Here is a 26,733-nt window from a genome sequence, read left to right on the forward strand (position 1 = left end):
GACAGGCTGCTAGTGTCCTGCGATGCTTGTGGTAGGAGCCCAGCCCTCTGGGCGAACGAACCGGTGTTGTACCAGTGCTGGTTCGCCCAGAGGGCTGGGCTCCTACAACCGGCTCTGCCTGCCAGCAGCTCACCCCGGATGAACAACGTATTGAGAGATCACAGCTAGGGGGCGTTTCCGGTTTAGTGTCCCGTCGCGCTGTCAGGTTCCACCCGGCGCCGGACCGGCAGGCAGAATACCCCGACGCCACGGACATTGCGGCGTTTGTTCAGCCTGCGCTCAAGCCTTGCGGACCCACGCAACCAGGATGGATTTCTTCACTTGTCTCAAAGGCTTGTCCAGTGCCTTTCGCTTGTAAGCCGAACCGCCATGACGCAAAATCTGCGGCTGCCCAGTGATTTTCTCATCCATGCTGTTCACCATCGGCATCAATCACAAGACGGCCCCGGTAGGGATCCGGGAGCGCGTGGTCATCCCTCCGGAGAACATGGGGGAGGCCCTGCGGCGCCTGCGCCAGACAGGCGTCGAGGAGGCCGCGATCCTGTCCACCTGCAACCGCACCGAGATCTACTTCCGCCAGAATCCCAGCAGCGACGATGAACGCGTGGTGCACTGGCTGGGCGAGTACCGCCAGTTCAAGCCCACGGACCTGGCACCCTATCTGTATCACCACCGCGAGGAGGAGGCGGTGCGCCACACGCTGCGGGTCGCCTGCGGCCTGGACTCCCTGGTGCTGGGCGAACCCCAGATACTCGGGCAGATGAAGCTCGCTTATCAGAGCGCCAGCGAGGCCGGCACCCTGGGGCGCGAACTGGGCCGCCTTTTCCAGCATGCCTTCTCCGTGGCCAAGAACGTGCGCACCTCGACGGCCATCGGTGCCAGCGCAGTGTCGGTCGCGTTCGCCGCGGTCAGCCTCGCCAAACAGATCTTCGGCGATCTCAAACCGCTGACCGCGCTGATGATCGGCGCCGGCGAGACCATCGAGCTGGCGGCACGCCACCTGCACAGCAACCACATCGGCCACATCCTGGTGGCCAACCGCACCCTGGACCGGGCGCGCAGCCTGGCCGACCAGTTCCAGGGGGAGGCCATCACGCTCACGGAGATCGCGTCCCGGCTGCCTGATGCGGACATCGTCATCTCCTCCACGGCCAGTCCCGTGCCGGTGCTGGGCAAGGGCACCGTGGAACGCGCCCTGAAGGCCCGAAAACACAAGCCCGTGTTCATGGTGGACATCGCGGTGCCCCGTGACATCGAGCCCGAGGCGGGCGAGCTGGATGACGTGTACCTCTATACCGTGGACGACCTTGAGGAAGTCATTCAGGAGAACCTCCAGTCGCGCCGGGAAGCGGCTCATCAGGCCGAGGAGATCATCGAGGCACAGGTGCTGGATTTCATGGGCTGGCTCCGGGCACAGGATGCGGTGGACACCATTTGCGCATTCCGGGACAAGGCCTCGCGCATCCAGCAGGACGTCCTGGACAGGGCCCTGCAGATGGCCGCCCAGGGCAAGGACCCCCAGGAGGCGCTGCGCTACCTGGCCCACACGCTGACCAACAAGCTGCTGCACGACCCGTGCTCCGGCATGAACCGGGCCGCGCGGGACGGGCGCCTGGACCTGCTGGACGCCGCTCACACCCTGTTCAACCTTCCCCAGACGCGGCGCCTGCAGAACACGGACGACGACGCGTGAAGGACTCCATGCGCCACCGCCTGGAGGGCATTTCCGACCGCTTCCAGGAATTGTCCGGCCTGCTCTCCGATCCACAAACCATTGCGGACAACGTCCTGTTCCGGCGACTGTCCGTGGAATACAGCCAGCTGGAACCCGTGGTCAACGCGTTTCGGGATTACGAAGCGGCTGCGCGGGACCTGGAATCCGCCAGGGAGATGCTCCGGGACCCCGACCCGGCAATGCGCCGCATGGCCGAGGACGAGGTTCATGCCGCCACGGAACGGCTGGAGACACTGGAGCTTGAACTGCAGAAGCTCCTGATCCCGCGGGACCCTCACGATCACGGCAACCTGTTCCTGGAGATCCGCGCCGGCACCGGCGGCGACGAGGCCGCAATCTTCGCGGGCGACCTGTTGCGCATGTACACCCGTTATGCGGAGAACCGGGGCTGGCAGGTGGAGATCCTGTCACAGAGCGAGGGCGAGCACGGCGGATACAAGGAGGTCATCGCCCGGGTGATCGGAGAAGGGGCCTACTCGCGGCTCAAGTTCGAGTCCGGCGCGCACCGCGTGCAGCGGGTTCCGGAGACGGAATCCCAGGGCCGCATCCATACGTCCGCCGCCACCGTGGCGGTGATGCCGGAGCCTGACGAAGTGGAGGCCCCGGAGATCAACCCGGCGGACCTGCGCATCGACACCTACCGGGCCAGCGGCGCGGGCGGCCAGCACGTCAACAAGACCGACTCCGCCGTGCGCATCACTCACCTGCCCACGGGCATCGTGGTCGAGTGCCAGGACGAGCGCTCTCAGCACAAGAACAAGGCCAGGGCCATGAGCCTGCTCGCAGCCAAGTTGTTCGAGGCAGAGCAGCGACGCCAGCAGGACGCCCAGAGCGCCGAGCGCCGCAGCCTGGTGGGCAGCGGCGACCGCTCGGAGCGCATCCGCACGTACAACTTCCCCCAGGGCCGGGTCACCGACCACCGCATCAACCTGACGCTCTACAAACTGGAGTCCGTCCTGGCCGGCGACGTGGACCCGGTGATCGACCCGCTGATCAGCGAGCACCAGGCCGAGCAGCTCGCGGCCCTGGCGGAGTGAAATGCGAGGTTCAAGATTCAAAATTCAAGATTCAAAGCGGAAGGGGCCCCTCACCCCTTTGAATCTTGAATTTTGAATCTTGAACCTCGACCTGACATCCATGCAGGGCAACACTGACACCGTTCGCGGCCTGCTGGCGGAGGCCCCTCGCGGCGATCTCCGCCGGGAGGCCGAAATCCTGCTGGGCCACCTGTTGGGCCGGGATCGAGGCTGGCTTCTCGCGCATGACGATGAACCGGTCCCCCCGGAGACCGCGGCGGCGTTTCGTGCACTTCATGCACGGCGCATGGCGGGCGAACCCGTCGCCTACCTCACCGGCCGGCGCGGATTCTGGACCCTGGAGCTGTGTGTCACCCCCGATGTGCTGATCCCGCGCCCGGAAACGGAACGTCTCGTGGAACAGGCCCTGGCATGCATTCCCGAAGATGCCCGATGGGACGTGGCCGATCTGGGCACCGGCAGCGGCGCCATCGCGCTGGCCCTGGCCAGCGAGCGGCCTGCCTGTCGCATCGTGGCGACTGATGCCAACCCCGCAGCGCTGGCCGTCGCCCGAACAAATGCGGAGCGCCACGGGATCCGAAACGTGGCGTTTCTCGAGGGCGAATGGTGGCAACCGCTGCAGGGCCGGCACTTCCACCTGGTGGTCTCCAATCCGCCCTACGTGGCTGACGACGACCCCCACCTGGCCCGCGGCGACGTGCGCTTCGAACCCCGCCACGCGCTGGCCGCGGGAGAACAGGGGCTCGACGACCTGAAGGTCATCATCTCAGGCGCCCCGGCCCACCTGCACCCCGGCGGGATGCTCCTGCTGGAGCACGGATATGACCAGGGAGAGGCAGTGCGCCGACTGCTTCGGGAGGCGGGTTTTCGGGACGTAGAGACCTGGCAGGATCTGGCAGGCCACGAACGGGTCAGCGGAGGACTATGGGGTTGAAGTGAGAAGTGTGAATTGGGAAGTGGGAAAAAAGATCCTTCAAATTCGCACTTCCCAATTCACACTTCTCACTTCAACCCCAATTCACACTTCCCAGCTCAACAATCCCCTACCTTTTCTCTTGATTAATCCGCCCCTCGGTTTACCATGTGGTTTCATGGACTCAAGCGATGAATTCATCCGCCACCGGGAAGTGGCCTTCCGGGGCCCGCACAGCGAGGCAGACCAGGCGCAGGCCGCCTGCCTGCTGCTGTCTGACACGGAGGCAATCCGGGAGGTACGGGTGCTGGGGCTGAACCGGCTCGTGGTGACCTACGATCTGCGCGACCTCACCTACGCCGAACTGGAGTCCGCCCTCACCGAACTCGGCTTCCACCTGGACAACAGCCTGATGATCAAGGTGAAGCGGGCCCTGTACAACTATACCGAGGACACTATCCGCGCCAACCTGGGCCTGCCCAACCAGTGCCTCGGCAACTGCGCCCGGAAGGTGTTCGTCAATCTTTACCGCCAGAACAAGCACGGCTGCCGCGACCACCGGCCGCGACACTGGCGGAGATATCTGTAAGAGGCAGGTACAAGATACAAGGGCAAAGGTACAAGGGGATCAATCCCCTTTGCCCTTGTACCTTGCACCTTGTACCTTCTGACCCATGAACGACCAACAGCTTCTGCGCTACAGCCGGCAGATCATGCTGCCGCAGGTGGAGATCGCCGGCCAGCAGCGCATCCTCGATGCCCACGCGTTGATCGTCGGGGCCGGCGGGCTGGGCGCGCCGGTCGCGCTGTATCTGGCGGCGGCCGGTGTGGGCACGATTACGATCGCTGACCCGGACACCGTGGAGTTGTCCAACCTGCAGCGCCAGATCATCCACCACACGGCCGACATCGGGCGCCTCAAGGTGGCTTCGGCAGCGGAGAAGCTGGCCGCCATCAATCCCGAGGTCAACGTGCGCACGCTGGATGACCGCATGGAGGGCGAGGCGCTTGACGCGGCCGTGCGCGAAGCGAGCATCGTGCTGGACGGCACCGACAACTTCGCCACGCGCTTCGCCGTGAACGCCGCCTGTGTGCGGCACGGCAAGCCGCTGGTCTCTGCGGCGGTGATCCGCTTCGAGGGTCAGATCTCCGTGTTCGAACCGGCCAAACCGGACAGCCCCTGCTATCGCTGCCTGTACAGGGAAGGCGAGGAACTGGGAGAGCGCTGCAGCCAAACCGGGGTGCTGGCCAGCCTTCCGGGCGTCATGGGGACCCTGCAGGCCACCGAGGCGCTCAAGACCATCATCGGTCTGCCCAACCTGCGCGGCCGCCTCATGGTCCTGGACGCCATGACCATGGAATGGCGCACCATGAAACTGCGCAAGGATCCGGGTTGTCCGGTTTGCGGGGAGTTAAGTGACGTCGGGTAGTCTGGTGATGTGACGCAGAGGGCGCGGAGACGCAGAGAACGCGAAGGGATTTGAGCACATTTCAGCGCAGCCAATGGACCGGCCTTTATCGATTCCGGTTTCTCCGCGTACTCTGCGTCTCTGTGGTCTCTGCGTTCATTGCCGTCAGTGCCGTGTCCGGGTTCCCGGAGGCGACTCGCCAGCCGCGAAGAGTTGCTCGGCGTCCACGGTGTCGAAGCGGTAGCCGGCGTTGCAGAACTCGCAGTGGACTTCCACCACCCCTTCGTCCTCCAGGACGCCGCGCACCTCGGCATAGCCCAGGTTGCGCAGCATGTCCGCCACGCGCTCGCGTGAGCACGAGCAGCGAAAACTCACCGGAGTACCCTCGTAGAGGCGCACATCCTCTTCGTGGTAGAGCCGGTGCAGCACGGTCTCCACCGGCAGGTCCAGCAGTTCGTCGGGTTTGAGGGTTTCGGCAAGCACAACGGCCCGGTTGAAGGCGTCCGGGTCGCGCTGCTCGCCGGGCAATGACTGCAGCAGCAGCCCCGCCGCGCGGCGGCCGTCCGCAGCCAGCCACAGGCGCGTGGGCAGCTGCTCGGAGCGGCTGAAGTAACCCTCCAGTGCCTGGGCAAGGGTGTCCCCCTCCAGGGGCACGATGCCCTGGTAGCGATCGCGCCCCTCACCGGGGTCAATGGTCATGACCATGCGCCCGTCGCCGAACTGCGCGGCCAGCCCGCTGGCGGGCACCTCGGACTGCCAGCGGGCAAGCCCGCGCACGTTGCCGCGCCCGTTGGCCTGGACCACGAGCAGATTGAGCGGACCGTTGCCCGTGACCTGCAGGATGAGGGAGCCATCGAACTTGATGGTCGCCGACAGCAGCGCCACCGCCGCCAGCGCCTGGCCCAGCAGGTCACGCACCACCGGCGGATACTCGTGGCGTTCAAGCAGTGCCTGCCAGGCGGCCTCGAGACTGACCCACTCACCGCGTACGTTGGTGGACTCGAGAATGAATCGGCGCAGGGTATCGTAAGACATCAGGGTAAAGGTACAAGATACAAGGGCAAAAGGGAGAAAACCCCTTGTCTCTTTACCCTTGTACCTTGTATCTGCCTTACTGAAGCTTTCGCTTCAGAAGGTCATTGACTTGAGCGGGGTTTGCCTTGCCGCCCGTCGCCTTCATCACCTGACCGACGAAGAAGCCGAAGAGCTTGTCCTTGCCGGCGCGGTACTGTTCCAACTGGGACGGATTGTCGGCGATCACCTTGTCGATGATGGTCTCGATGGCGCCGGTGTCGGTGATCTGCTTGAGGCCCTTCTTCTCGATCACCTCATCGGCACTGCCCTCACCGTTCCACATGGCTTCGAATACATCCTTGGCGATCTTGCCGGAGATGGTGTTGTCCTCGATGCGTGCGAGCATCCGCCCCAAGGCCTCGGCGGAGACGGGGCTTTCGGTGATCTCCCGGTTGTCCTTGTTCAGCGCGGCGGAGAGTTCGCCCATCACCCAGTTGGCGGCGAGCTTGGCGTGGCCGCCGCAGGCCTTGACCACGGCCTCGTAGTAGTCGCCCATCTCGCGACTGGCGGTGAGCACGCCGGCATCGTAGGCGGACAGGCCGTAGTGCGTCATGAAGCGATGCTTCTTTTCGTCGGGCAGTTCCGGGAGCGTCCCGCGCACCGCTTCAATGAAACCCGAATCGATCTCCAGGGGGAGCAGATCCGGGTCGGGGAAGTAGCGGTAGTCGTTGGCCTCCTCCTTGGAGCGCATGGAACGGGTCTCGCCCTTGTCGGGATCGAAGAGCCGGGTTTCCTGCACCACGGCGCCACCCCCTTCCAGAATGTCGATCTGTCGCTCCACCTCGAAGTTGATGGCGCGCTCCACGAAGCGGAAGGAGTTGATGTTCTTGATCTCGGCCCGGGTGCCGAACTTCTCGGTGCCCTTTCGCCGCACGGAGACGTTGGCATCGCAACGGAAGGAGCCTTCCTGCATGTTGCCGTCACAGATCTCCAGGTAGCGCACCAGGGCGTGCAGTTTCTTCAGGTAGGCCACCGCCTCCTTCGCCGAGCGCATGTCCGGCTCGGAGACGATCTCCAGCAACGGCGTGCCGGCGCGGTTGAGGTCGATGCCGCTCATGCCGTGGAAGTCTTCGTGCAGGCTCTTGCCGGCATCTTCCTCCAGATGCGCGCGGGTGATGCCGATGGTCTTGGTTTCGCCGTCCTCCAGCTCGATCTCGATGCGCCCGAGGCCCACCACGGGCAGCTCGTACTGGGAGATCTGGTAGCCCTTGGGCAGGTCGGGATAGAAGTAGTTCTTGCGCGCGAACACGGAGCGCGGCGCGATCTCGGCGTCGATGGCGAGCCCGAACTTCACCGCCATGCGCACGGCCTCGCGGTTCAGCACCGGCAGCACGCCCGGCAATCCCAGGTCGACCGCGCAGGCCTGGGAATTCGGCGCGGCGCCGTAAGCGGTGGAGGCACCGGAGAAGATCTTGCTCTTGGTCGCGAGCTGGGCGTGAACCTCGAGCCCGATGACAGTTTCCCAATCCATATGAACCTCAGGTACAAGGGCAAGGATACAAGGTACAAGGGAAAGGCAGGTTGAATCCCTTGTACCTTTGCCCTTGTACCTTGTATCTGCGGTATCTCACGCGAATCCCCCAGGGATTCGCTGATGCCAGTCGGTGACCAGCTGATATTGATGCGCCACACCGAGCAGGCGTGCTTCCTCGAAATAGTTGCCGATCAGTTGCAGACCCACGGGCAGGCCGTCGCTGAAGCCTGCCGGGATCGACATGCCGGGCAGACCTGCCAGGTTCACGGCGATGGTGTAGATGTCGGAGAGATACATGCTGACCGGATCATCGGTCTTCTCCCCCAGCCTGAACGCCGTGGTGGGCGAGGTGGGGCCCATGATGACATCCACGTCCTCGAAGGCCTTTCGAAAATCCTCGGCGATCAGACGCCGGACCTTCTGGGCCTTGAGATAGTAGGCGTCGAAGTAGCCGGCCGAGAGGGCGTAGGTACCCACCATGATGCGCCGCTTGACCTCGGCGCCGAAGCCTTCTCCCCGGGATCGCGTGTAGAGATCCATCAGGTCCTTCGGATTCTCGCAACGGTAGCCGTAGCGCACGCCGTCGAAACGGGCCAGGTTGGAGGAGCACTCGGCGGGCGCCACCACGTAGTAGGCCGGCACCGACAGGCCCGAGTTGGGCAGCGTCACGTCCTTCACTTCGGCGCCGAGCTTGCGGTATTCGCCAATCGCCTCGTCCACGGCCGCCGCCACGCCGGGCGCCATGCCGTCGCCGAAGAACTCGCGCGGCAGTCCGATGCGCAGGCCCTTGAGCGGCTCGTCGAGCCGGGCGGTGAAGTCCTCGTCGGCGCATTCGATGCTGGTGGAATCACGGCCGTCGAAACCGCACATCACGTTGGCCAGCAGCGCACAGTCCTCGGCACTGGCCGCCATGGGGCCGCCCTGATCCAGACTCGAAGCGAACGCGATCATGCCCCAGCGCGATACGCGCCCGTATGTGGGTTTCATGCCGGTCACACCGCACAGCGATGCGGGCTGACGGATGGAACCGCCCGTGTCGGTACCCGTGGCCGACGGCGTCAGTCGGGCCGCCACGGCGGCGGCCGAACCGCCCGACGAACCGCCGGGCACACGCCCGGTGTCCCAGGGGTTCTTCACCGGCCCGTGGAAGCTCGTTTCATTGGACGAGCCCATGGCGAACTCGTCCATGTTGGTCTTGCCTAGCATGGGACAGCCCGCCGCCCTGAAACGCTCCACCACGCCGGCATCGTAGGGGGCGATGAAATTGTCCAGCATTTTCGAGCCGCAGGTGGTGCGCACGCCGTCGGTGCAGAAGATGTCCTTGTGGGCCATGGGCACGCCGGTCAACGGGCCGGCCTCGCCCCTGGCGCGCCGTGCATCCGCTTCCCGGGCAGCGGCCAGCGCCTGCTCGCCGGTGATCGTCACGAAGCTGTTGAGCCCGCCGTCGAGGGATTCGATACGTCCGAGAAAATGCTCGGTCAGCTCGACGCTGGAGAACTCGCCCCGTGCCAGGGCGGCGGACAACTCGGCGATGGTCTTATCGTGCATGCTGGAAACCGGGGCTCAATAACGGGGGTGAGGAGATGACGCGCCTTGGGCTCGCCGAGTCGGTCATTCGATCACTCGGGGCACCAGGTACAGCCCGGCTTCCACCGCCGGTGCGATGGCCTGGAACTTCTCGTGCTGATCAGCCTCGGTGACGGCATCGTCGCGCATGCGCTGGGCAGTGTCCTGGGGATGGGCCATGGGGGTGACATGATCGGTGGCCACGGCCTCCATCTGCTCCACAAACGCCAGGATGCTCGAAAGGTTTCGGGCATAGGCATCCACGTCCGCGTCGTTCACGGCAAGGCGGGCGAGAAGAGCGATCTTTCGCACATCGTCATGGGACAGGGACATGCAGGGCTCCGGGGCACGTGGGGTGGATCTGTGAAGCGGCTAAAAGTAGCACAAACCGCGCCTTGCCCAAAGCCCACCCCGTTGCTAGAGTAGCGGCTTTCCTATCCTCCGGGCATTACTACAAAAATCATGTTCAACCGCGTTTTCGGCTTCCTGTCCAACGACATCTCCATCGACCTCGGCACCGCCAACACGCTCATTTATATGCGAGGCAAGGGCATCGTGCTCAATGAACCGTCGGTGGTGGCCATCCGGCAGGACCGTGGCCCGGGCGGCCCGCGCAGCATCGAGGCGGTGGGCACGGCGGCCAAGAAGATGCTCGGTCGCACACCCGAGAACATCACGGCCATCCGCCCCATGAAGGACGGCGTCATCGCCGACTTCACAACCACCGAGAAGATGCTGCAGCACTTCATCAAGACGGTGCACCAGAACCGCTTCTTCCGGCCCAGCCCCCGGGTGTTGGTATGTGTGCCCTGCGGCGCCACCCAGGTGGAACGCCGGGCCATCCGCGAATCCGCGGCCGGCGCGGGCGCCCGCAAGGTCTACCTCATCGAGGAGCCCATGGCGGCAGCCATCGGCGCCGGCATCCCCGTGGACGAGGCGCGCGGCTCCATGGTGCTCGACATCGGCGGCGGCACCTCCGAGGTGGCCGTCATGTCATTGAACGGCATCGTGTATTCGTCCTCGGTGCGCATCGGCGGCGACAAGTTCGACGAGGCCATCACCGCCTACGTGCGCCGCAACTACGGCATCCTCATCGGCGAGGCCACCGCGGAGCGCATCAAGCACGAGATCGGATCGGCCTACCCGGGCAAGGAGCTGCTGGAGATCGAGGTCAAGGGCCGCAACCTCGCAGAGGGCGTCCCGCGCAGTTTCACGCTCAACAGCAACGAGATCCTGGAGGCAATGCAGGAACCCCTGCACGGCATCGTCAGCGCGGTGCGCACGGCGCTGGAGCAGACGCCGCCGGAGCTGGGCGCGGACGTGGCCGAGCGCGGCATCGTGCTCACCGGAGGCGGCGCCCTGCTGCGCGACCTGGATCGCCTGCTCATGGAAGAGACCGGAATCCCGGTGGTGATCTCCGACGATCCGCTGACCTGTGTCGCCCGCGGCGGCGGCCGGGTGCTGGAGATGCTGGACGAACACGGGGCGGATTTCCTGGCGGTCGAGTAACGGCTTCGTTACGGGGGGCGCACTATCAAGAAGCCGCTGTTCAACCTGGGGCCGTCCCCCGCAGCCCGACTGGCGCTGTTGGCCCTGCTCTCCATCGGCCTCATGTGGGCCGATCACCGCCACCAGCACGTGGAGAACCTGCGCGCCGCCCTCGCCCTGGTGATCTACCCTGTCCAGGTCGCCGTGGACGTGCCGGTCCAGGCGACCGCATGGCTCAGCGAACAGGTCAGCACGCACCAGCAGCTGGTGGCCGAGAACCGCCGCCTGCGCGAGGAGCAGTTCAGGCTCAATGCCCTCATGCTGCGCTTCGAGGCGCTGGAGGAAGAAAACACCCGCCTGCGCCAGCTCCTGGACACCTCCACCCGGCTGCGTGATCCGTTGATGATCGCCGAGATCATGTCCGTGGACCTGGACCCGTTCCGCCAGCAGATCATCATCAACCGGGGACGCATGCACGGCGCCTACCCGGGCCAGCCCCTGATCAACGCCCAGGGCGTGGTGGGCCAGGTGCTGGAGAGCCATCCCCTGCACAGTGTTGTCCTGCTGATCTCCGACCCGAGCCATGCGCTGCCGGTGCTGGTCAATCGCACCGGACTGCGCACCCTGGCCGTGGGCACCGGCAGCCCCGACCGGCTTGAGCTGCGTCACATCCCACCTGCCGAGGACGTGGAACCCGGCGACATCATCAGCACTTCGGGGCTTGGGGGCCGCTTCCCGGCGGATTACCCGGTGGCGGAGATCACCCGGGTGGAGCGCATTCCGGGCGAGGCATTCGCCCACGTGGAGGCCCGCCCGCTGGCCAGGCTGGACCGCTCCCGCGAAGTCCTGCTGCTCACCCCGGCCGCTCAACCGGACGCACCGGAAATCGTCGTGCCTACGGACCACCTCACGGAACCCGAAGAGGTCCTGCCATGAGCGATTCCCAGGCCTGGCGCTGGATCATTCCGCTGACGTTCGTCATCGCGCTGGCCCTGACCGTAGTGCCGCTGCCCGACTGGGCCGCGCCCTGGCGGCCGGAATGGCTGGCCATGACGCTGATCTACTGGAGCATGGCGCTGCCCCGCCATTTCAGCGTCGGTGTCGGCTGGGGTCTGGGTCTCCTGCTGGACGTCGCCAAGGGCGCGCTGCTGGGTCAGCACGCACTGGGTTTCGCAGTCATCGCGTACCTGAGCAACCGCATGCACCAGCGCGTACGGGTCTTCCCGCTCTGGCAGCAGGCCATCACCGTGGGCGCCCTGCTGGCCGTCTATCTCCTGCCGGTGCTGTGGGTACATGGCATCACCGGCCATGCGCCGGGCACCTGGCTGTTCTGGGCGCCCCTGGTCAGCAGCATGATCCTCTGGCCCTGGCTGTTCGTCCTGCTCCGGGACGTACGGCGCCGCTGGTGCCTGGCGCTGAGTGGATGAAAGCGGTTCAAGATTCAAGATTCAATATTCAAGGGACAAAGCTCAAGGTGCCGCACTCTCCTTTGAATCTTGAATCTTGAATCTTGAATCACTCATTTCCCCGTTTCCCCATTCCTTCCAGTTGACGCCGGAAGGCCTCACAGGGATCGTCCGGCGAGGTTCGCCGGGTGAACCACAGGACATGGTGTGCTTGTTCATGGTTCTCAAGGTAATCCGCCGCTGACTTGCGCTCCTTGGTCACTTCCATGAAACGCAGGCTGATCACCTCCCGATCGGGCACCAGCATTGCCAGGTACAGCGGCACACCGTAATCAAGCCGGACGTGAGTATAATGGCCACAATCCGGTGTCGTGTCGGGCAAATTGCCCGCGTTTCCGAGCCGGGCACCCCGGGTTCCATTCATCCAAGCCGGATCATCGAGGACATCACCCTATGGACGACAAGACCCGCACCGAGATCGAGGCGGCCGTGTTTCGTCGCCTGCTGGAACATCTGGACAGCCGCAAGGATGTGCAGAACATCGATCTCATGAACCTCGCCGGCTTCTGTCGCAACTGCCTGTCCAAGTGGTACAGCGCGGCGGCGCAGGAGCGGGGACAGAATGTGGACTACAACAAGGCGCGGGAGATCGTGTACGGCATGCCCTACTCAGAATGGAAAGACAGGTACCAGCAGGAGGCCAGCGGGGAACAACTGGAGGCCTTCGCGCGGAATCAGCCCCGGGACCACTGACCGTGGTCGACCCCGTACGCTTTATCGACAACGAATCCGAACTCCACGCCTTCTGCCAGGAACTGACCGGTGCATCCTGGATCGCCCTGGACACCGAGTTCATCCGCGAAAAGACCTACTACCCGCAGCTGTGTCTCATCCAGCTGGCCACCGACTCGGCACTGGCCTGTATCGACCCCCTGGCGCTCGGGGACCTCGGGCCGCTGGAGCCACTGCTGCTCGATGCTTCCGTGACCAAGGTCGTCCATGCGGCCCATCAGGATCTGGAGATCCTGTATCTGAAGACCGGCGCGGTTCCGGCCCCGGTCTTTGATACGCAGGTGGCCGCAGGTTTGCTGGGTTACGGGGACCAGATCGGCTATGCCCGCCTGGTGGAAACGGTGCTGGGGCGAAGCCTCGAGAAGGGCCACGCACGCACCGACTGGTCGCTTCGCCCGCTCGAGGCGGAACAGCTGGCCTACGCCGCCGACGACGTGCGCTACCTGGCCGAGGCCTATCCGATCATCGTCCGGGAGCTGGAGAGACTGGGTCGGCTGGACTGGCTGGAGGAGGATTTCCGGGCACTGAGCGACCCGGCGCGCTACGAACCGGACCCCGAAGGCGCCTGGCAGCGCGTCAAGGGGACACAGCATCTCAAGGGCCGTCAGCTTGCGGTCCTGAAACATCTGGCTGCCTGGCGGGAACGTCAGGCGATGCGCAGTGACCGGCCCCGGCGCTGGATCCTGTCCGACGACGTCCTGCTGGAACTGGCACGCCGTCAGCCCACGGACCTGCGCGGCCTTGGCAAGGTGCGCGGCCTCGAAGAGCGCACCTTCAAGCGACTCGGCGAAGAACTGCTGTCACTGATTCGCGAGGGAACGGCCCTGCCCAAGGAGCAGTGGCCCGTTCTGCCGGAACGCAGGGCGCTGGCCCCGGAACAGGAGGCACTGGTGGACGTGGCCATGGGGATCCTCCGGCACCGGGCCCGCGAAAACGAAATCAGTCCTGCCGCCATCGCCAGCCGCCGCGACGTCGAAGCCGTGGTCTGCGGAGACCGGGATTCGGACCTGGTGCACGGCTGGCGCGCACGACTGGCCGGCGACGCCATCCGCGGCTGGCTGGCGGGATCACTTCAGATCCGGGTGCGCGACGGGGAGATGGAGCTGGAGAAGTGAGAAGGGCGAATTGGGAAGTGAGAAATTGGAAGTGAGAAGTGAGAATTGGGAAGTGGGAATGAAAACCACCCCCTCCCTGGCCCTCCCCCTGAGGGGGAGGGAATTAAGACCACCGCATCGGGGGCCTTTTTCTCCCTCTCCCTCAGGGAGAGGGTTGGGGTGAGGGTGGTTTTAATTCCCACTTCCCAATTCCCCCTTCTCACTTCCAATCTCCCACTTCTCACTTTCTGAAGCCGGTTCCTCCCGGCGGTTTCCGTGACGCCCCGCCTGCACCGCGTTAAACTGCCCGTTCATTCATATGCTCCGGCGGGAGTGCCCCCAATGCAGATCAGCAAGAACAAGGTCGTGAGTCTGGATTATGTGCTCACGGACGACCAGGGCCAGGTCATCGACCGTTCAGACGAGGGCAGCACCTTCGCATATCTCCATGGCGCCAACAACATCATCCCGGGACTGGAACAGGCGCTGGAAGGCCGCCAGACCGGGGACAACGTCAAGGTGACGGTACAGCCCGAGCAGGCCTACGGCGACCGGGACGACAACCTGACCCAGGTACTGAACCGCAGCCAGTTCCAGGGCGTGGACCAGTTGGAGGTGGGCATGCAGTTCCACGCGGGCAATGAGGACGGAACCGGCATCCGGGTGGTCACCATCACGGCACTGGACGGTGACGCCGTGACCATCGACGCCAACCATCCCCTGGCGGGCGTGACGCTGAACTTCGACGTCACCGTGCGCGACGTGCGCGAGGCCACTGCCGAGGAGCTGGACCACGGGCACGTCCACGGGCCTGGCGGTCACCAGCACTGAGTCGCACCCTCTTCACAAGACCGTCCATAAACCAAGAACCCCGCCTGAGTGGCGGGGTTCCTGGTTAGTGCAAAACGCGATTGCGCCGCTTTTCAGCTCTGCGGGGTCACATCCACGGCCTGCAGGCCCTTCGGGCCCTGCTGCACCTGGAAACTCACGCGCTGCCCCTCCGACAGCGTCTTGAATCCCTCGGCATTGATGGCGGAGTAGTGCACAAACACGTCGGCGCCGCCTTCTTCGGGGGCGATGAAACCGAATCCCTTGGACTCGTTAAACCATTTCACGATTCCGGTAGACATTGAACTTGACCTCAACTCGATTAGGACTCTTATTCTGCATTTTGCTTCTGAGGCACATCGTCCGGACGTCGCCGCCCCGCCGACAAACCCACAGAGGTCCAGTCTAGCCACTCGCCCCCCCGGATTCCAGACATCCGGGCCGCGTCGCCTCAGCGTTCCCGCCCGGCGTCGTCCCTTTCGCTCCAGCGAAGTACCGGCAACGGACGGGTTCGACCCTTTAAAAACAAGGGATTGGCCATGCGTTCACAGGTCTTCGCCCGGTCCGGCGACAAACCCTCGTGGACCCGGCCCGAGAGCAGGATCTCACCCGCGTCCGCCTGCTTCTGCAGGCGATCTGCCACGTTCACCGCGTCGCCCACCACCGTGTAGCTCATGAAGGCCTCGGAGCCGACGTTGCCGACCACCACCTCACCGCGGTTCAGACCGATACCCAGGCCGCTGTCCACCTGCCATCTGTCCTGCCAGCGTGTCCGGAGCTCACCGAATGCCCGTTGCATTTCGCGTGCACAGTCGAACGCCCGGTCCGCGGCATCGGCCTGCGTCAGGGGTACACCGAATCCCACCAGCAGCGCATCGCCCGCCATGCTGAACACGGTGCCCTTGTGCGCATGGGCCACACCGGTGGCCATGGCGAAGTAATCGTTGAGCAGCTCCACGGCGGTGTCCGCTTCCAGTCGCTCCGCGAGCCCCGTGAACCCACGCAGGTCCGCGAACATGACCACGGCGTCGCGACGCTGGCTGCGGGCCAGCAGATCCTCGGGGCGACCCTCGGCCGAGGCGAGCAGGTCCTCCACCAGCTCCGGGCACAGGTAGCGGCCGAACAGGGCGCGCATCTGGTCAAGGCGGGCCTGCTCCAGGGCCTCACGCGCCTCACGCCAGCGCATCAGGGAGCGCATGCGGGCACTCAGTTCCTCGGGATATACGGGCTTGGAAAGGAATTCGTCGGCCCCGGCCTCCATGGCCCTGATCCGGTCGGCCTGGTTGTTGAGCACAGTCACCATGACCACCGGAATCAGCCAGGTGGCCGGATCGGCCTTGAGCCGCCTGCAGACCTCGAGACCGTCCATGCCCTCCATGACCACGTCCAGCACCACACCGTCCACATCATGCTTGCGCACGAGCTCAAGGGCGCCTCGTCCGGTGGACGCGGTGATGACACGGTACCCCAGCAGCTCCAGATGGCGCGCGAGGATCTTCCGGTTGACCTCCTGATCATCCACCACCAGGAGCGTGCGTGCCGGTACTCTTGCCGACTTGTCATCTGACCCGCCCTCGGGTCTGGGAAATCCATGTGTCTGCATCTAAGCAGGATCCGTTCCAGGGTTCACGGACCTCTTAGCTTAGAGAGAAAAACGTGAGTTGAGTCTCAGAGAGCGGCAATGCACGACGGGAATGCCAACATCGCCGATGGGCGGGTTAGTCTGATCCGATCCACTCCACCTGGATGCGCACACGGCGATCGGGGACACGCCGACGGTCCTCGTGGATCAGACGCCCTTCGAAGTCGAAACAGGGAAAACGCGGCTCCAGGTCCGGGCATCTTCGCTCCCGGCGCCGTCTTTCCCCTTCCCCCGAACCAGCCCTATTATCTTCTTTATCATTCATCAGGTTACGCATGAAAACTCGCCTTTTTGGCAAAAGTTCCATGTAACGGCTTGAGCTTAAGACAAAATTACCGCCATAACAAGCGGAATTCGCCGGTCGGGCCAGGCACCTCCACCGCGTGTACACTCAGGTCATGACCCTTGGTCCGGATGGGGGAACCCGCCATGAAACCCGGCTACCGCCACCTGCTCGTCTGCGTCGACCTGTCGGCCACCGCCGCAGCGGTACTGTCCCGCGCGCGCACGCTGGCCTCGCCCGGGGCATGCCGGATGACCGTGCTGCACGTGGTGGAGCACCGGCCCCTGCCGGACCTTGATTACGGGCTGGGCACCCTGCCTGGGCTCGAGATGGACCTGGACACGGCTCTGGACAGTGCGCGATCCCGGCTGGACGCCCTGTTCAGCGGCCTGGCGACGGATGCCGCCGAGCGCCGGGTGGTGGCCGGCATCCCGCACCTGGAGATAAACCGCCTGGCCGAGGAACTGGACGTCGACCTGGTCGTGCTGGGATCGAGCACCCGGACCGGTCTGGGCCGGTTGCTGGGTTCCACGGCCCACTCTGTGCTCAATCACGCGCCCTGTGACGTGCTGGCCGTACGGGTCTCCGCCCCCGAAACCGGTGCGGATGACACATGACGTCGGTGGAGCCGCAAGCCCAGTGGCACACGGTACGCGAGATCGACGAAGCCGGGGGCCAACCCAAGGGCAGCGCATTCCGATGCTTCAAGCGCCTGGCCGGCAACCTCGTGGAAGGCCGGGACTTCGTCGTGCTGGACGCCGCCCGGGATGCCGAACGCATCCGGCGGCTCAAGCAGGAGGGGAGACTCTACGAAAGCACGGTCAACGCCCTGATGCTGTCGCAGGACACGGCCCGCAGGATCCGGGCCATGGCTCAGGGCGACGAATGACCGTGTCAGGCGGGAGAATAAACGCCGCGCCCGCGGGACTTGAGCCGGCCCGTGCGCTTCAGATAGGCCAACGTCTGGGGCAGATTCTTCGCATTGACGCCACGGCCCTCCAGCTGGGCACGCAGATCGGCCGTGCTGATGCGACCCGCCTGGGTTACCGCATCCAGTACCATCTGGCTGAGACTGGCACCGCCACGCGCACGGCCCGCCGCGCGGCCGGCGGTGCGTCCGCCCAGGGCGCGGATCTGCCGATCCAGGGCGGCGAGTTCGGAACGGTGTCGCGCCACCAGTGCCTTGCGCTCCTCGCGCAGCGCCTTGAGTTCTTCCCGACGGGTTTCCTCTTCCTGCAGGCGCTCCTGCTCCTCGCGCTCGCGGGCGATACGATACAACTCCTCGGACGACAGGTTTTCAATACTCTTGCGCTTGGGCATCGGAGAACCTCTTGGGGATAAAAGTAAATGAACAAGAAAAATCCGGTAAATTCCAATGTGAATATAGTACAAATTTCATTTAAAAATCAAAATCAAATGCGTGGCCTGATGACAATGCATCGCACCCCTCCTGCTCCTCCCTCACCTCGGATAAACAGATAAAAACCGACTGATCATGCCTGCCAAATCACGATATAAACCTGTTCCATCCAACAGGAACACTGCATATACACTCGACGCCGAAACACGGCTCGAGGTGGTGACACTCATCGGCGATTTCTACGAAACAGCAGCCCGACACTTCGGCTTCTGCCCGGAAGTCCCCGAGGTACGCTTCGACCTGCGCGGCCGCACCGCGGGGCAATGGCGGGTGCAACGAGGCGTGGAGCGCCTGCGCTTCAACGAACTGCTGTTCGCGGCAACTCCGGAGGCGCATATCCCCGACACCGTGGCTCACGAGGTGGCTCATTCGGCGGTCTATCGCTGTTACGGCCCGAAGAAGGTGCGTCCCCATGGGCGGGAGTGGCAGCGAGTGATGGCACTGTTCGGCGTCGAGCCGCGGGTGACCCACCGCACCTGCCCCGAGACCCTGGCCCGGGTGCTCGACCAGCACCTCTACCGATGCGCATGCCGCAGCCATGCCCTGGGGCCGCGTCAGCATCGCCACGTCCGAAAAGGCCAACGGCACTACCTTTGCCGGGCCTGCGGGGAGCGGCTGGTGTGGGTGCCTGAATCCTGACCGGGGACGAAACGCCGACCCCCAAGTCGGGGGCACGGGACTCTCGCAAAGGCGCGAAGCGCGCAAAGGGAACTGTGATGAGTGCAAATCCGCTCGAATCGATACACTGTTCCCGTGATCAGGGAGCATGATGCGTTTTACTTGGCGCGCTTCGCGCCTTTGCGAGAGATCGTCGTTCCCTGACCGAGTGCCGGATTCACATGGCGAAGTCCAGGCGCTCCTGAACCGTCTCGATGGCCTTGAGGGCGCAGACCTCGTCCAGGTGGCCGCCGGGGGCACCGGAGACACCCACCGCGCCCACAAGATAGCCGGCCGCCTCGATGGGAACGCCGCCCTCCAGCACCAGGATGCCGTCCACGTGGTTCATCTCCATGCGGATGTCCTCGCGATTGGCCCGAAAAACCGACGACTTCACCCCGGAGAGGATGACCGCAGCCGCCTTGTCCCGGGCGATCTGATAAGTGAAACGCGGGGCAAGCACGTCACGCAGCACCGCCTGCACGTCACCGCTGCGGTCCACCACCACGGCGGTCACCTGGTAACCGTCGGCCCTGCAGGCCTCCACGGACGCCGTGGCGATGTCCCGGGCCAGTTCCATGGTCATGCGCTTGACGTTGATGACATCGTTGGCGGACACGCCGGAAACCGAAGCAACCAGCGCGGCACAGCCCAGTATCTTCAGGGACCATCTCATGGGTATTCCTCCTGGTGCAATCGTTAGTGAGCCATCATTGAGCCCCTGCCCGGAGGCAGGCACCCGAGACCGGGCAGCGTAACTCTGATTCAAGATTCAAGATTCAAGATTCAAAGGGTGGGGCGATTTTCCTTTGAACCTTGAACCTTGAATCTTGAATCTTGAATCTTGAATCACGATCCTTCCAGCATCTCCCAGCGCTCGTAGCACCGGGCCAGCTCCGATTCGATCTCGGCGAGACGGGCCTGCGCGCGGGAGACCTTCTCCGGCGACTGGCGATACACGTCCGGGTCGGACAGGAGGGCCGTGAGTTCCGCCTGCTCCGCCTCCAGGGTTTCGATGAGTGACGGCAGGGACGCCAGTTCGCGCTGGTCCTTGTAGCTGAGCTTTTTCGGCTTGCCGCCAGCCTCCAGCCGGGGCGCCGGTGCGGGTTTGGGCGACGGGGGCGCCGACTGTTCGGGTTCGGGCGCGGGAGGCCGCTGGCGCAGCCAGTCAGCGTACCCGCCCACGTATTCATTGACCTGCCCCGCCCCTTCGAAGGCGATGATGCTCGTGACCACATTGTCGAGAAAGGCACGGTCGTGGCTGACCACCAGCACGGTGCCCGTGAACGCCACCAGCCGCTCTTCCAGCAACTCCAGCGTCTCCGCATCCAGATCGTTGGTAGGCTCGTCCAGCACGAGCAGGTTGGCGGGCCGGGTAAACAGTTTGGCCAGCAGCAGGCGGTTGCGCTCGCCGCCCGAGAGCGCCTTCACCGGCTGTCGGGCGCGCGCCGGTTCGAACAGGAAATCCTGCAGGTAGGAGAGCACGTGACGCGACTCGCTGCCGATCATGATCCGGTCGCGGCCCTCGCCCACGTTGTCCGCCACACTGGCCTCCTCGTCCAGCGCTTCCCGGTGCTGGTCGAAGTAGGCCACCTCCAGGTTCGTGCCGAGACGGACGCGGCCGCTGTGCGGCGCAACTCTGCCTAGCAGCAGGCGCAAGAGCGTGGTCTTGCCCGACCCGTTGGGACCGACGAGCCCCACCCTGTCACCGCGCAGGATGAGTGTGGAGAAATCCCGGATCACAGGCTCGCCGCCGTACCCGAAACACACCCCCTCCGCCTCGATCACCAGCCGCCCGGAACGCTCCGCATCCCGGATCTGCAGGTTTGCAGTACCGGCCCGCTCACGACGCCGCGCGCGCTCCGCCCGCAGCGCCTTGAGCGCCCGTACGCGCCCCTCGTTGCGCGTGCGCCGGGCCTTGATTCCCTGGCGGATCCAGGCCTCCTCCTGCGCCAGCTTCTTGTCGAACAGCGCGTTGGCCCGCTCCTCGGCGTCCAGGGCCTCCTGCTTGCGGCGCAGGTAGGTGTCGTAGTCCCCGGGCCAGTCGGTGAGCCGCCCGCGGTCCAGTTCGATGATGCGCGTCGCCAGGCGGCGCAGGAATGCGCGATCGTGGGTGATGAAGAGCAGTGTGCCCCCAAAGCCGAGCAGGAAGGTCTCGAGCCATTCGATGGCCTGGATGTCCAGGTGGTTGGTGGGCTCGTCCAGCAGCAGGAGGTCCGGTTCGGCGACCAGCGCTCGGGCCAGCAGCACGCGCCGCTTCAGCCCGCCGGAGAGCGCACCGAAGTCGTCGTCCGCCGGCAGGTCGAGCCGGGACAGCACCGTCTCGACGCGTTGCTCGAGATGCCAGCCATCGTCCGCCTCCAGATCATGTTGGGCACGTTCCAGTTCGCCCAGCGCGGCGGCGTCACCTGGCCGCGCCGCGAGCGCCTGTACCGCCCGGTGATAGCGGCGTATACGTTCGCCGGTGGCCCCAAGCCCCCCGGCTACCACATCGAACACACTGCCCCTGGTGCCCGCGGGTACGGCCTGCGTGAGCATCGCCACGCGCAGGCCGTCCGCGCGTACAGCTTCCCCTTGGTCGGGCACCACGTCTCCGGTCAGCACGCGCATGAGCGTCGACTTGCCCGCGCCGTTGCGGCCCACCAGGGAGATGCGCTCGCCGGCTTCGATGGACAGATTCACGCCGTCCAGCAACGGGGCGCTGCCGTAGCTCAGGCTGACCTCGCGAAGCGTCAGTATCGGCATGATGCGCACACGTGCATACGGGGTCTTGCGCTGTCCTGTTCCAACGGCTCGCTCCGGCAGGCGGGTTCCCGGCGCGATCATGCTCGGGACCGAAAATCCGAGCATAATACGGGAATTGGCCGGGCGGCTTCATCGCCCTGCATCTGCCAAAGTGGCCGGTGGGGAGCCTGAAGAACAAGACCACACGCGGAATCCGGACCATGCGACCTGCGATCTTCTCCAACCTGCGACTTGCGCTGGGATTGGGTCTGTCACTGAGCCTCTCGGCCTGCAGCAGTGAAGAGGCAGCCTCCCCCGACCTCGAGGCGATATCCGATCGCGGTGAACTGCTGGTCATCACCCGCAACGCCCCGACCACCTACTATTACGGTCGGGACGGAGAGGTGGGATTCGAGTACGAACTGGTCAGCGCCTTCGCCGAACATCTCGGCGTCTCACCCCGCTTCGTGATCCGCGACAGCGTCGATGACGTGATCAACGCCCTGGAGGCAGGTGAAGGTGACCTGGCGGCCGCGGGCCTCACACGCACGGCGGGCCGCGAAGGACGCTTCGCCTTTGGTCCCGGCTACCTGGCCGTGCAGCAGCAGCTGGTGTGCCGCAGGGGCGGCGCGAACCCGGGGAGCATCGAGGACCTCGCCGATGTGCAGATCATGGTCACCGCCTCCAGCAGCTACGTGGAGCGTCTGGAGGAACTGCGTACGGAGGTCCCGGACCTGACCTGGGAAGCGCGGCCGGACCTGACCACGGAGCAGATCCTGGAGCTGGTGTGGAAGCGCGAGGTGGATTGCGCGGTGGCGGACTCCAACATCGTTGCCATCAACCGGCGTTACTTCCCCGAACTCCAGGTCATCATGCCCCTGACTGAGGAGGAATCGCTGGCCTGGATGCTGCCGCCGGACTCACGGGGGCTCAGGCGAGAGCTGGAACGATGGTTCGCGGGCCTCGACGACAACGGGCTGTTGTCCACGCTTCAGGGGCGCTATTACGGGCACGTGGACATCTTCGATTACGTGGACGTGGCGCGCTATCGCCGACGCATTCATTCGCGCCTGCCCCGGTTCCGCCCCCTGTTCGAGGAAGCGGCCGAGACCCATGGTCTGGACTGGACCCTGCTGGCCGCGCAGGCCTACCAGGAATCCCACTGGGACCCGTCGGCACGCAGCCCCACCGGGGTGAGGGGTATGATGATGCTGACCCTGCGCACCGCCGGCGATCTGGGGGTGGACAACCGCCTTGATCCGGCGCAGAGCATTCATGGCGGTGCCCGCTACCTGGCGGATCTCCGCAACCGCCTCCCCGACTCGGTCGAGGAACCCGACCGGACCTGGATCGCCCTGGCCGCCTACAACATCGGCATGGGACACGTGTTCGACGCCCGGGGGCTGGCCCGCGATCTGGGACGCGACCCGGACAACTGGGTGGAGTTCCGGGAGGTACTGCCGCTGCTGGCGCAACCCCGTTATCACCGCAACCTGCGCTTCGGCTACGCGCGCGGCAGCGAGCCCGTGGAATACGTGCGGCGCATCCGCAATTACCGGGAAATTCTGATCAGGGAACTGGATGACTGAGGATTCAAGATTCAAGATTCAAGATTCAAAGGTGGCTTGGCGTCGTGGCAGAAACGATGCCCCTTGAATCTTAAATCTTGAATTTTGAATCTTTAAAATTGAATCCCGCTACAATACCCCCTCCGATCCAAGATCATTCCTCGGAGCGCACAGTGAGATTCACCCGCCAGGAATTCCGCGACTGGCCGCACAAGAGCATTACCCTGCTGGGGATGTCCGGTGTGGGCAAGACCCGACTGGCGCAGGTCCTGCGGCGCCGGCACTGGTTCCACTACTCGGGCGACTACCGGATCGGCACCCGCTACCTGGACGAACCGATTCTGGACAACATCAAGCGCCAGGCGATGCAGGTGCCGTTCCTGCGGGAACTGCTGCGCTCGGATTCCATCTTCATCATCAACAATATCACCGTGGACAACCTGCAGCCCGTCTCGAGCTTTTTGGGCAAGCTGGGCGATCCGGAGAAAGGCGGCCTGCCGCTCACCGAATTCAAGCGCCGCCAGGCCCTGCATCACGTGGCCGAGGTGGCCGCCATGCGCGACGTGCCGGAGTTCATCGGCAAGGCACGCACCATTTACGGCTACGAGCATTTCGTCAACGATGCCGGCGGCAGCGTCTGCGAGCTGGACGACCCGCAGACCCTCAAGCTGCTGGCGGACCACACGCTCATGCTCTACATCAAGGCCAGCGAGGCCGACGAGCACCACCTGATTCACAGGGCCGAGTCCAACCCCAAGCCGCTCTATTACCGCGAAGACTTTCTGGACACCCAACTGCGCGAGTACCAGCAGACCCACGGCATCGAGTACGTGGCCCAGATCGATCCCGACGACTTCGTGCGCTGGATGTTCCCACGCCTGTTCCGCTCCCGCATCCCCCGCTACGAGGCCATCGCCCGGGAATACGGCTACACCGTCACCACGGAGGAGCTCTCGCAGGTCCGCACGGAGGAGGACTTCCTGGCACTGGTGGAATGCGCGCTTGAGCGATAGAGACAAGCGGCCATCTCTGCCTCCGCGTAGGAGCCCGGCCCTCCGGGCGAACAGATGGCAGGATTGGCCACTGACTCTTCGCCCGGAGGGCCGGGCTCCTACGAAAGGATGCAGAACCAGCTTCATCCCTCATACTTCATCCTTCATACTTGATATATGCCCCTCGTCGCCCACACAGACCTGCCCACGTTCGAGCGCCTCGCGCAGGAGGGGGAGACGATATTGTCCGGCGACACGGCCGTGCAGCAGGAGATCCGCGAGCTGCACGTGGGCCTGTTGAACATGATGCCGGATGCGGCAATCCGGGCCACGGAACGGCAGTTCTTCCGCTTGGTCGGCCAGAGCAACCAGATCGCCCAGTTCTACATGCATCCCTTCACCCTGGACACCCTGCCCAGGGGTCCGGAGGGGCGCGCGCACATCGAGCGCTATTACGAAACCTTCGAGCAGATCAAGCGCGACGGGCTGGATGCGCTGATCATCACCGGCGCCAACGTCACCCAGAGCGACCTGTCCCTGGAGCCATTCTGGGAGCCGCTCATCGAGGTCATCGACTGGGCATGTGAGAACGTGACCTCGACGCTGTGCTCCTGCCTGGCCACCCACGCGGTGATGCAGTTCCGCTACGGACAGAAGCGCCAGCCCCTGGGGTTCAAGCGCTGGGGCGTCTACCCGCACCGGGTCCTGGACCGCCGCCACCCGCTGGTGTCGGGCGTAAACACGCGCTTCGACGTACCCCATTCGCGCTTCAACGAGATTTCCCGCAGCCAGTTCGAGGGGCAGGGCCTCAAGGTGCTGGCCGAAAGCGACACCGCCGGTCCGCACCTGGCCGTGAGCGAGGACGGCCTGCGCATCGTGTTCTTCCAGGGCCATCCGGAGTACGACATCATCTCGCTGCTCAAGGAGTACAAGCGGGAGGTCAAGCGTTACGTCGCGGGGGCCATCGACACCTACCCGCCCTTCCCCGAGCACTACTTCACGGCACGCTCGCAGGCCATCCTGGACGAGCACCGGGAGCGCGTGCAGGCGGCGCTTGCGCGGCGTGCGCCGGTGCCGGAACTGCCCGAGGCGCTGATCACTTCGAGCCTGGACAACACCTGGCATGACACGGCCGAGGCGGTGATCAACAACTGGATCGGCATCGTGTACCAGCTCACGCACATCGATCGCCGCCGGCCCTTCAAGAACAACGTGGATCCCGCCAACCCCCTCAAGGCGCTGCGCGAGACGGGTTGATGGCTGAACCCGATACCGCGTCGCTGCCCCGCCCGGCGGCCGTGCTCTATGACCTGATCGCCGGCGACGAGGACGCCCGGGTCTGCAAGGACATCCCCGACGATGCCTGTCGGGAGATGCCGCGCAATTTCTTCCTGCACATCGCCTCCAACACGGCCAGCAAGATTGGCGACGAACTGGCCAGCGCCAAGCTGGTGCTGGCCTGGCTCATGTCCGCGCTGGGCGCGCCGGCCTTCCTGGCGGGCTTTCTCGTGCCGGTCAGGGAGTCCGGGTCGCTGTTGCCGCAATTGTTTGTGGCGGCGCACATCCGGCGGGCGGCCATCCGCAAGTGGTTCTGGGTGGGGGGCAGCATCGGACAGGGCATGGCCGTGTTCGGCATGGCGCTGGTGGCGCTGACGCTGACCGGCGCCGCCGCAGGCTGGGCGCTGCTGGGGTTGCTGGCCTTCTTCGCGCTGTCCCGGGGTGTCAGTTCCGTGGCCTCCAAGGATGTGCTGGGCAAGACCATCGCCAAGACCCGCCGCGGCACGGTCATGGGCTATGCCGCGGCGATCGCGGGCTTCGCCACGCTGGGCGTCGGCGGGTGGGTGGCCCTGCAGGCCGAGCAGGCGGCCAGCGTCGGCTTCTTCGCTCTCTTGCTTCTGGCGGCAGGGCTGCTGTGGTTCCTGGCGGCAGCGATCTTCGCTGCGGTGAAGGAGGTGCCCGGTTCCACGGAAGGGGGCGGCAACGCCGTCAACGAGGCGATCCGCTCCCTGGGCCTCATGAAGACCGATCCGCTGTTCCGGCATTTCGTCATCACGCGCGCCCTGCTCATGAGCACGGCCCTGGCCATGCCTTTCTACGTCATGCTGGCCCAGCGCCAGACCGACGGAAACCTCGGAAGCCTGGGCCTGATGATCATCGCCACCGGACTCGCGGGCGGCCTGAGCGCGCCCGTGTGGGGCCGGTTGTCGGACCGCTCCAGCCGGCTGGTGCTGGTGGCATCTGGCATCGTGGCCGGCGTCCTCGGGCTGGCGGCTTTTGGCTTGTCCGCCCTGGAGGCGGACTGGGCACGCAGCCCGTACCTCTTCGCCTTGCTGTTCCTCATCATCGGCATTGCCCACTCCGGGGTGCGGCTGGGCCGCAAAACCTACCTGGTGGACATGGCGACCCAGCAAACCCGCGCTTCCTACGTTGCGGTGAGCAACACCGTGGTCGGCGCGCTGTTGCTGGCGGGCGGACTCTTCGGCCTGGTGGCCGACGTGGCCGGTGTGGCGGCCACCATCGCCCTGCTCGGTCTGATGGCGCTCGCCGGCGCCGCCAGCGCCTGGCGGCTGGAGGAGGTGCAGCAGTGAGGCGTGAGGCGTCCAAGGCATAGATCCCCTCCCCCTCATGGGG

Annotated in this window: 29 protein-coding genes; 18 read left to right on the plus strand and 11 right to left on the minus strand. The window is 65.0% G+C overall.

What is annotated here, in order from left to right; all coding sequences use genetic code 11:
• Nucleotides 1-279: 279 nt before the first annotated feature.
• The gene (locus tag B1C78_RS17970; protein WP_281250610.1) at nt 280-411 is read right to left on the minus strand and encodes a hypothetical protein; all 132 of its coding nucleotides are present in this window, start codon (nt 409-411) and stop codon (nt 280-282) included.
• On the opposite strand from B1C78_RS17970, the gene hemA reads away from it, so the two are divergent.
• The 5 genes from hemA (at nt 410) to B1C78_RS13065 (ending at nt 5,115) form a co-directional block, all read left to right on the plus strand.
• Entirely contained in the window at nt 410-1,693 is a 1,284-nt protein-coding gene (gene hemA, locus B1C78_RS13045; protein WP_077279612.1) for a glutamyl-tRNA reductase, read from the plus strand. The genes B1C78_RS17970 and hemA overlap by 2 nt on opposite strands.
• Nucleotides 1,690-2,772: a peptide chain release factor 1 gene (gene prfA, locus B1C78_RS13050; protein ID WP_077279613.1), complete on the plus strand. Its 1,083-nt coding sequence runs from the start codon at nt 1,690-1,692 to the stop codon at nt 2,770-2,772. Before hemA ends, prfA begins: the two co-directional genes overlap by 4 nt.
• A gap of 100 nt (nt 2,773-2,872) precedes the next feature.
• On the plus strand, nt 2,873-3,706 hold the full coding sequence (gene prmC / locus B1C78_RS13055) for a peptide chain release factor N(5)-glutamine methyltransferase (protein WP_077279637.1): 834 nt from the start codon (nt 2,873-2,875) through the stop codon (nt 3,704-3,706).
• 157 nt (nt 3,707-3,863) lie between these two features.
• A complete protein-coding gene (locus B1C78_RS13060) occupies nt 3,864-4,274 on the plus strand; it encodes a hypothetical protein (RefSeq protein ID WP_077279614.1) in 411 nt (136 codons plus the stop codon).
• Nucleotides 4,275-4,359: 85 nt separating this feature from the next.
• On the plus strand, nt 4,360-5,115 hold the full coding sequence (locus B1C78_RS13065) for a HesA/MoeB/ThiF family protein (RefSeq protein ID WP_077279615.1): 756 nt from the start codon (nt 4,360-4,362) through the stop codon (nt 5,113-5,115).
• 144 nt (nt 5,116-5,259) lie between these two features.
• Here the strand turns inward: B1C78_RS13065 and hslO are convergent, their stop codons facing one another.
• From hslO to gatC, 4 genes are all read right to left on the minus strand, one after another.
• Entirely contained in the window at nt 5,260-6,132 is an 873-nt protein-coding gene (gene hslO, locus B1C78_RS13070; RefSeq protein ID WP_175628310.1) for an Hsp33 family molecular chaperone HslO, read from the minus strand.
• A 73-nt stretch (nt 6,133-6,205) separates the two neighbouring features.
• Nucleotides 6,206-7,639 (minus strand): Asp-tRNA(Asn)/Glu-tRNA(Gln) amidotransferase subunit GatB, encoded by a 1,434-nt coding sequence (gene gatB / locus B1C78_RS13075; protein ID WP_077279617.1) that lies wholly within the window; start codon nt 7,637-7,639, stop codon nt 6,206-6,208.
• 96 nt (nt 7,640-7,735) lie between these two features.
• Nucleotides 7,736-9,190: an Asp-tRNA(Asn)/Glu-tRNA(Gln) amidotransferase subunit GatA gene (gatA, locus tag B1C78_RS13080; RefSeq protein WP_077279618.1), complete on the minus strand. Its 1,455-nt coding sequence runs from the start codon at nt 9,188-9,190 to the stop codon at nt 7,736-7,738.
• A gap of 63 nt (nt 9,191-9,253) precedes the next feature.
• Entirely contained in the window at nt 9,254-9,541 is a 288-nt protein-coding gene (gatC, locus tag B1C78_RS13085) for an Asp-tRNA(Asn)/Glu-tRNA(Gln) amidotransferase subunit GatC (protein ID WP_077279619.1), read from the minus strand.
• Between the two features lie 129 nt (nt 9,542-9,670).
• On the opposite strand from gatC, the gene B1C78_RS13090 reads away from it, so the two are divergent.
• From B1C78_RS13090 to mreD, 3 genes are read left to right on the plus strand one after another with little or no spacing between them, the layout of a single operon-like run.
• On the plus strand, nt 9,671-10,717 hold the full coding sequence (locus B1C78_RS13090; RefSeq protein ID WP_077279620.1) for a rod shape-determining protein: 1,047 nt from the start codon (nt 9,671-9,673) through the stop codon (nt 10,715-10,717).
• A 45-nt stretch (nt 10,718-10,762) separates the two neighbouring features.
• Entirely contained in the window at nt 10,763-11,632 is an 870-nt protein-coding gene (mreC, locus tag B1C78_RS13095; RefSeq protein ID WP_077279621.1) for a rod shape-determining protein MreC, read from the plus strand.
• Nucleotides 11,629-12,123, plus strand: coding sequence for a rod shape-determining protein MreD (gene mreD, locus B1C78_RS13100; RefSeq protein WP_077279622.1), 495 nt, complete (start codon nt 11,629-11,631; stop codon nt 12,121-12,123). The genes mreC and mreD overlap by 4 nt, the downstream gene beginning before the upstream one ends.
• Nucleotides 12,124-12,211: 88 nt before the next feature.
• On the opposite strand, the gene B1C78_RS13105 is transcribed toward mreD, so the two are convergent.
• Nucleotides 12,212-12,526, minus strand: coding sequence for a hypothetical protein (locus B1C78_RS13105; RefSeq protein WP_139349935.1), 315 nt, complete (start codon nt 12,524-12,526; stop codon nt 12,212-12,214).
• A gap of 29 nt (nt 12,527-12,555) precedes the next feature.
• Between B1C78_RS13105 and B1C78_RS13110 the strand changes: the two genes are divergently transcribed.
• The 3 genes from B1C78_RS13110 to B1C78_RS13120 all read left to right on the plus strand — a co-directional run bounded on the left by B1C78_RS13110 (nt 12,556) and on the right by B1C78_RS13120 (nt 14,819).
• Nucleotides 12,556-12,855 (plus strand): DUF1244 domain-containing protein, encoded by a 300-nt coding sequence (locus tag B1C78_RS13110; protein WP_077279624.1) that lies wholly within the window; start codon nt 12,556-12,558, stop codon nt 12,853-12,855.
• A 2-nt stretch (nt 12,856-12,857) separates the two neighbouring features.
• Nucleotides 12,858-14,009, plus strand: coding sequence for a ribonuclease D (gene rnd, locus B1C78_RS13115; protein ID WP_139349936.1), 1,152 nt, complete (start codon nt 12,858-12,860; stop codon nt 14,007-14,009).
• Nucleotides 14,010-14,330: 321 nt separating this feature from the next.
• Nucleotides 14,331-14,819 (plus strand): FKBP-type peptidyl-prolyl cis-trans isomerase, encoded by a 489-nt coding sequence (locus B1C78_RS13120; RefSeq protein ID WP_077279626.1) that lies wholly within the window; start codon nt 14,331-14,333, stop codon nt 14,817-14,819.
• A gap of 92 nt (nt 14,820-14,911) precedes the next feature.
• Here B1C78_RS13120 and B1C78_RS13125 read toward each other — a convergent pair whose 3' ends face one another.
• Both B1C78_RS13125 and B1C78_RS13130 read right to left on the minus strand, forming a co-directional pair.
• Nucleotides 14,912-15,118 carry a cold-shock protein gene (locus B1C78_RS13125; protein ID WP_077279627.1) on the minus strand — a complete coding sequence of 69 codons (207 nt, stop codon included), beginning with the start codon at nt 15,116-15,118 and terminating at the stop codon, nt 14,912-14,914.
• A 149-nt stretch (nt 15,119-15,267) separates the two neighbouring features.
• A complete protein-coding gene (locus tag B1C78_RS13130; RefSeq protein WP_077279628.1) occupies nt 15,268-16,419 on the minus strand; it encodes an adenylate/guanylate cyclase domain-containing protein in 1,152 nt (383 codons plus the stop codon).
• Between the two features lie 468 nt (nt 16,420-16,887).
• Between B1C78_RS13130 and B1C78_RS13140 the strand changes: the two genes are divergently transcribed.
• Nucleotides 16,888-17,358, plus strand: coding sequence for a universal stress protein (locus B1C78_RS13140; RefSeq protein ID WP_077279639.1), 471 nt, complete (start codon nt 16,888-16,890; stop codon nt 17,356-17,358).
• Nucleotides 17,355-17,630, plus strand: coding sequence for a hypothetical protein (locus B1C78_RS13145; RefSeq protein WP_077279629.1), 276 nt, complete (start codon nt 17,355-17,357; stop codon nt 17,628-17,630). The genes B1C78_RS13140 and B1C78_RS13145 overlap by 4 nt, the downstream gene beginning before the upstream one ends.
• Before the next feature lie 5 nt (nt 17,631-17,635).
• Here the strand turns inward: B1C78_RS13145 and B1C78_RS13150 are convergent, their stop codons facing one another.
• On the minus strand, nt 17,636-18,061 hold the full coding sequence (locus B1C78_RS13150; protein WP_077279630.1) for a hypothetical protein: 426 nt from the start codon (nt 18,059-18,061) through the stop codon (nt 17,636-17,638).
• Nucleotides 18,062-18,317: 256 nt separating this feature from the next.
• On the opposite strand from B1C78_RS13150, the gene B1C78_RS13155 reads away from it, so the two are divergent.
• Nucleotides 18,318-18,800, plus strand: coding sequence for a SprT family zinc-dependent metalloprotease (locus tag B1C78_RS13155; protein ID WP_245795427.1), 483 nt, complete (start codon nt 18,318-18,320; stop codon nt 18,798-18,800).
• A gap of 196 nt (nt 18,801-18,996) precedes the next feature.
• Here B1C78_RS13155 and B1C78_RS13160 read toward each other — a convergent pair whose 3' ends face one another.
• Both B1C78_RS13160 and B1C78_RS13165 read right to left on the minus strand, forming a co-directional pair.
• The gene (locus B1C78_RS13160) at nt 18,997-19,494 is read right to left on the minus strand and encodes a GlcG/HbpS family heme-binding protein (RefSeq protein WP_077279632.1); all 498 of its coding nucleotides are present in this window, start codon (nt 19,492-19,494) and stop codon (nt 18,997-18,999) included.
• Nucleotides 19,495-19,667: 173 nt separating this feature from the next.
• Nucleotides 19,668-21,563: an ATP-binding cassette domain-containing protein gene (locus tag B1C78_RS13165; protein WP_077279640.1), complete on the minus strand. Its 1,896-nt coding sequence runs from the start codon at nt 21,561-21,563 to the stop codon at nt 19,668-19,670.
• A 200-nt stretch (nt 21,564-21,763) separates the two neighbouring features.
• On the opposite strand from B1C78_RS13165, the gene mltF reads away from it, so the two are divergent.
• The 4 genes from mltF (at nt 21,764) to B1C78_RS13185 (ending at nt 26,690) form a co-directional block, all read left to right on the plus strand.
• Nucleotides 21,764-23,131: a membrane-bound lytic murein transglycosylase MltF gene (mltF, locus tag B1C78_RS13170; protein ID WP_077279633.1), complete on the plus strand. Its 1,368-nt coding sequence runs from the start codon at nt 21,764-21,766 to the stop codon at nt 23,129-23,131.
• 152 nt (nt 23,132-23,283) lie between these two features.
• A complete protein-coding gene (locus B1C78_RS13175; protein ID WP_077279634.1) occupies nt 23,284-24,123 on the plus strand; it encodes an ATPase in 840 nt (279 codons plus the stop codon).
• A gap of 156 nt (nt 24,124-24,279) precedes the next feature.
• Nucleotides 24,280-25,359: a homoserine O-succinyltransferase MetA gene (metA, locus tag B1C78_RS13180; RefSeq protein ID WP_077279635.1), complete on the plus strand. Its 1,080-nt coding sequence runs from the start codon at nt 24,280-24,282 to the stop codon at nt 25,357-25,359.
• Entirely contained in the window at nt 25,359-26,690 is a 1,332-nt protein-coding gene (locus tag B1C78_RS13185) for an MFS transporter (protein WP_077279636.1), read from the plus strand. The genes metA and B1C78_RS13185 overlap by 1 nt, the downstream gene beginning before the upstream one ends.
• The last annotated feature ends 43 nt before the right edge of the window (nt 26,691-26,733 follow it).

The organism is Thioalkalivibrio denitrificans, from assembly GCF_002000365.1.
GTDB classification, from domain to species: domain Bacteria; phylum Pseudomonadota; class Gammaproteobacteria; order Ectothiorhodospirales; family Ectothiorhodospiraceae; genus Thioalkalivibrio_A; species Thioalkalivibrio_A denitrificans.

Excerpts from the sequence above, each read along its gene's own strand:
- mreD (WP_077279622.1), top strand. The coding sequence starts at position 11,629 with ATGAGCGATTCCCAGGCCTGGCGCTGGATCATTCCGCTGACGTTCGTC.
- B1C78_RS13185 (WP_077279636.1), top strand. The coding sequence starts at position 25,359 with ATGGCTGAACCCGATACCGCGTCGCTGCCCCGCCCGGCGGCCGTGCTC.
- B1C78_RS13060 (WP_077279614.1), top strand. The coding sequence starts at position 3,864 with ATGGACTCAAGCGATGAATTCATCCGCCACCGGGAAGTGGCCTTCCGG.
- B1C78_RS13065 (WP_077279615.1), top strand. The coding sequence starts at position 4,360 with ATGAACGACCAACAGCTTCTGCGCTACAGCCGGCAGATCATGCTGCCG.
- B1C78_RS13125 (WP_077279627.1), bottom strand. The coding sequence starts at position 15,118 with ATGTCTACCGGAATCGTGAAATGGTTTAACGAGTCCAAGGGATTCGGT.
- B1C78_RS13090 (WP_077279620.1), top strand. The coding sequence starts at position 9,671 with ATGTTCAACCGCGTTTTCGGCTTCCTGTCCAACGACATCTCCATCGAC.
- B1C78_RS13150 (WP_077279630.1), bottom strand. The coding sequence starts at position 18,061 with ATGCCCAAGCGCAAGAGTATTGAAAACCTGTCGTCCGAGGAGTTGTAT.
- B1C78_RS13105 (WP_139349935.1), bottom strand. The coding sequence starts at position 12,526 with ATGAATGGAACCCGGGGTGCCCGGCTCGGAAACGCGGGCAATTTGCCC.
- hemA (WP_077279612.1), top strand. The coding sequence starts at position 410 with ATGCTGTTCACCATCGGCATCAATCACAAGACGGCCCCGGTAGGGATC.
- prmC (WP_077279637.1), top strand. The coding sequence starts at position 2,873 with ATGCAGGGCAACACTGACACCGTTCGCGGCCTGCTGGCGGAGGCCCCT.
- gatB (WP_077279617.1), bottom strand. The coding sequence starts at position 7,639 with ATGGATTGGGAAACTGTCATCGGGCTCGAGGTTCACGCCCAGCTCGCG.
- B1C78_RS13160 (WP_077279632.1), bottom strand. The coding sequence starts at position 19,494 with ATGAGATGGTCCCTGAAGATACTGGGCTGTGCCGCGCTGGTTGCTTCG.
- B1C78_RS17970 (WP_281250610.1), bottom strand. The coding sequence starts at position 411 with ATGGATGAGAAAATCACTGGGCAGCCGCAGATTTTGCGTCATGGCGGT.
- metA (WP_077279635.1), top strand. The coding sequence starts at position 24,280 with ATGCCCCTCGTCGCCCACACAGACCTGCCCACGTTCGAGCGCCTCGCG.
- gatC (WP_077279619.1), bottom strand. The coding sequence starts at position 9,541 with ATGTCCCTGTCCCATGACGATGTGCGAAAGATCGCTCTTCTCGCCCGC.
- gatA (WP_077279618.1), bottom strand. The coding sequence starts at position 9,190 with ATGCACGATAAGACCATCGCCGAGTTGTCCGCCGCCCTGGCACGGGGC.
- B1C78_RS13145 (WP_077279629.1), top strand. The coding sequence starts at position 17,355 with ATGACGTCGGTGGAGCCGCAAGCCCAGTGGCACACGGTACGCGAGATC.
- B1C78_RS13130 (WP_077279628.1), bottom strand. The coding sequence starts at position 16,419 with ATGCAGACACATGGATTTCCCAGACCCGAGGGCGGGTCAGATGACAAG.
- B1C78_RS13120 (WP_077279626.1), top strand. The coding sequence starts at position 14,331 with ATGCAGATCAGCAAGAACAAGGTCGTGAGTCTGGATTATGTGCTCACG.
- B1C78_RS13140 (WP_077279639.1), top strand. The coding sequence starts at position 16,888 with ATGAAACCCGGCTACCGCCACCTGCTCGTCTGCGTCGACCTGTCGGCC.
- B1C78_RS13165 (WP_077279640.1), bottom strand. The coding sequence starts at position 21,563 with ATGCCGATACTGACGCTTCGCGAGGTCAGCCTGAGCTACGGCAGCGCC.
- mltF (WP_077279633.1), top strand. The coding sequence starts at position 21,764 with ATGCGACCTGCGATCTTCTCCAACCTGCGACTTGCGCTGGGATTGGGT.
- B1C78_RS13110 (WP_077279624.1), top strand. The coding sequence starts at position 12,556 with ATGGACGACAAGACCCGCACCGAGATCGAGGCGGCCGTGTTTCGTCGC.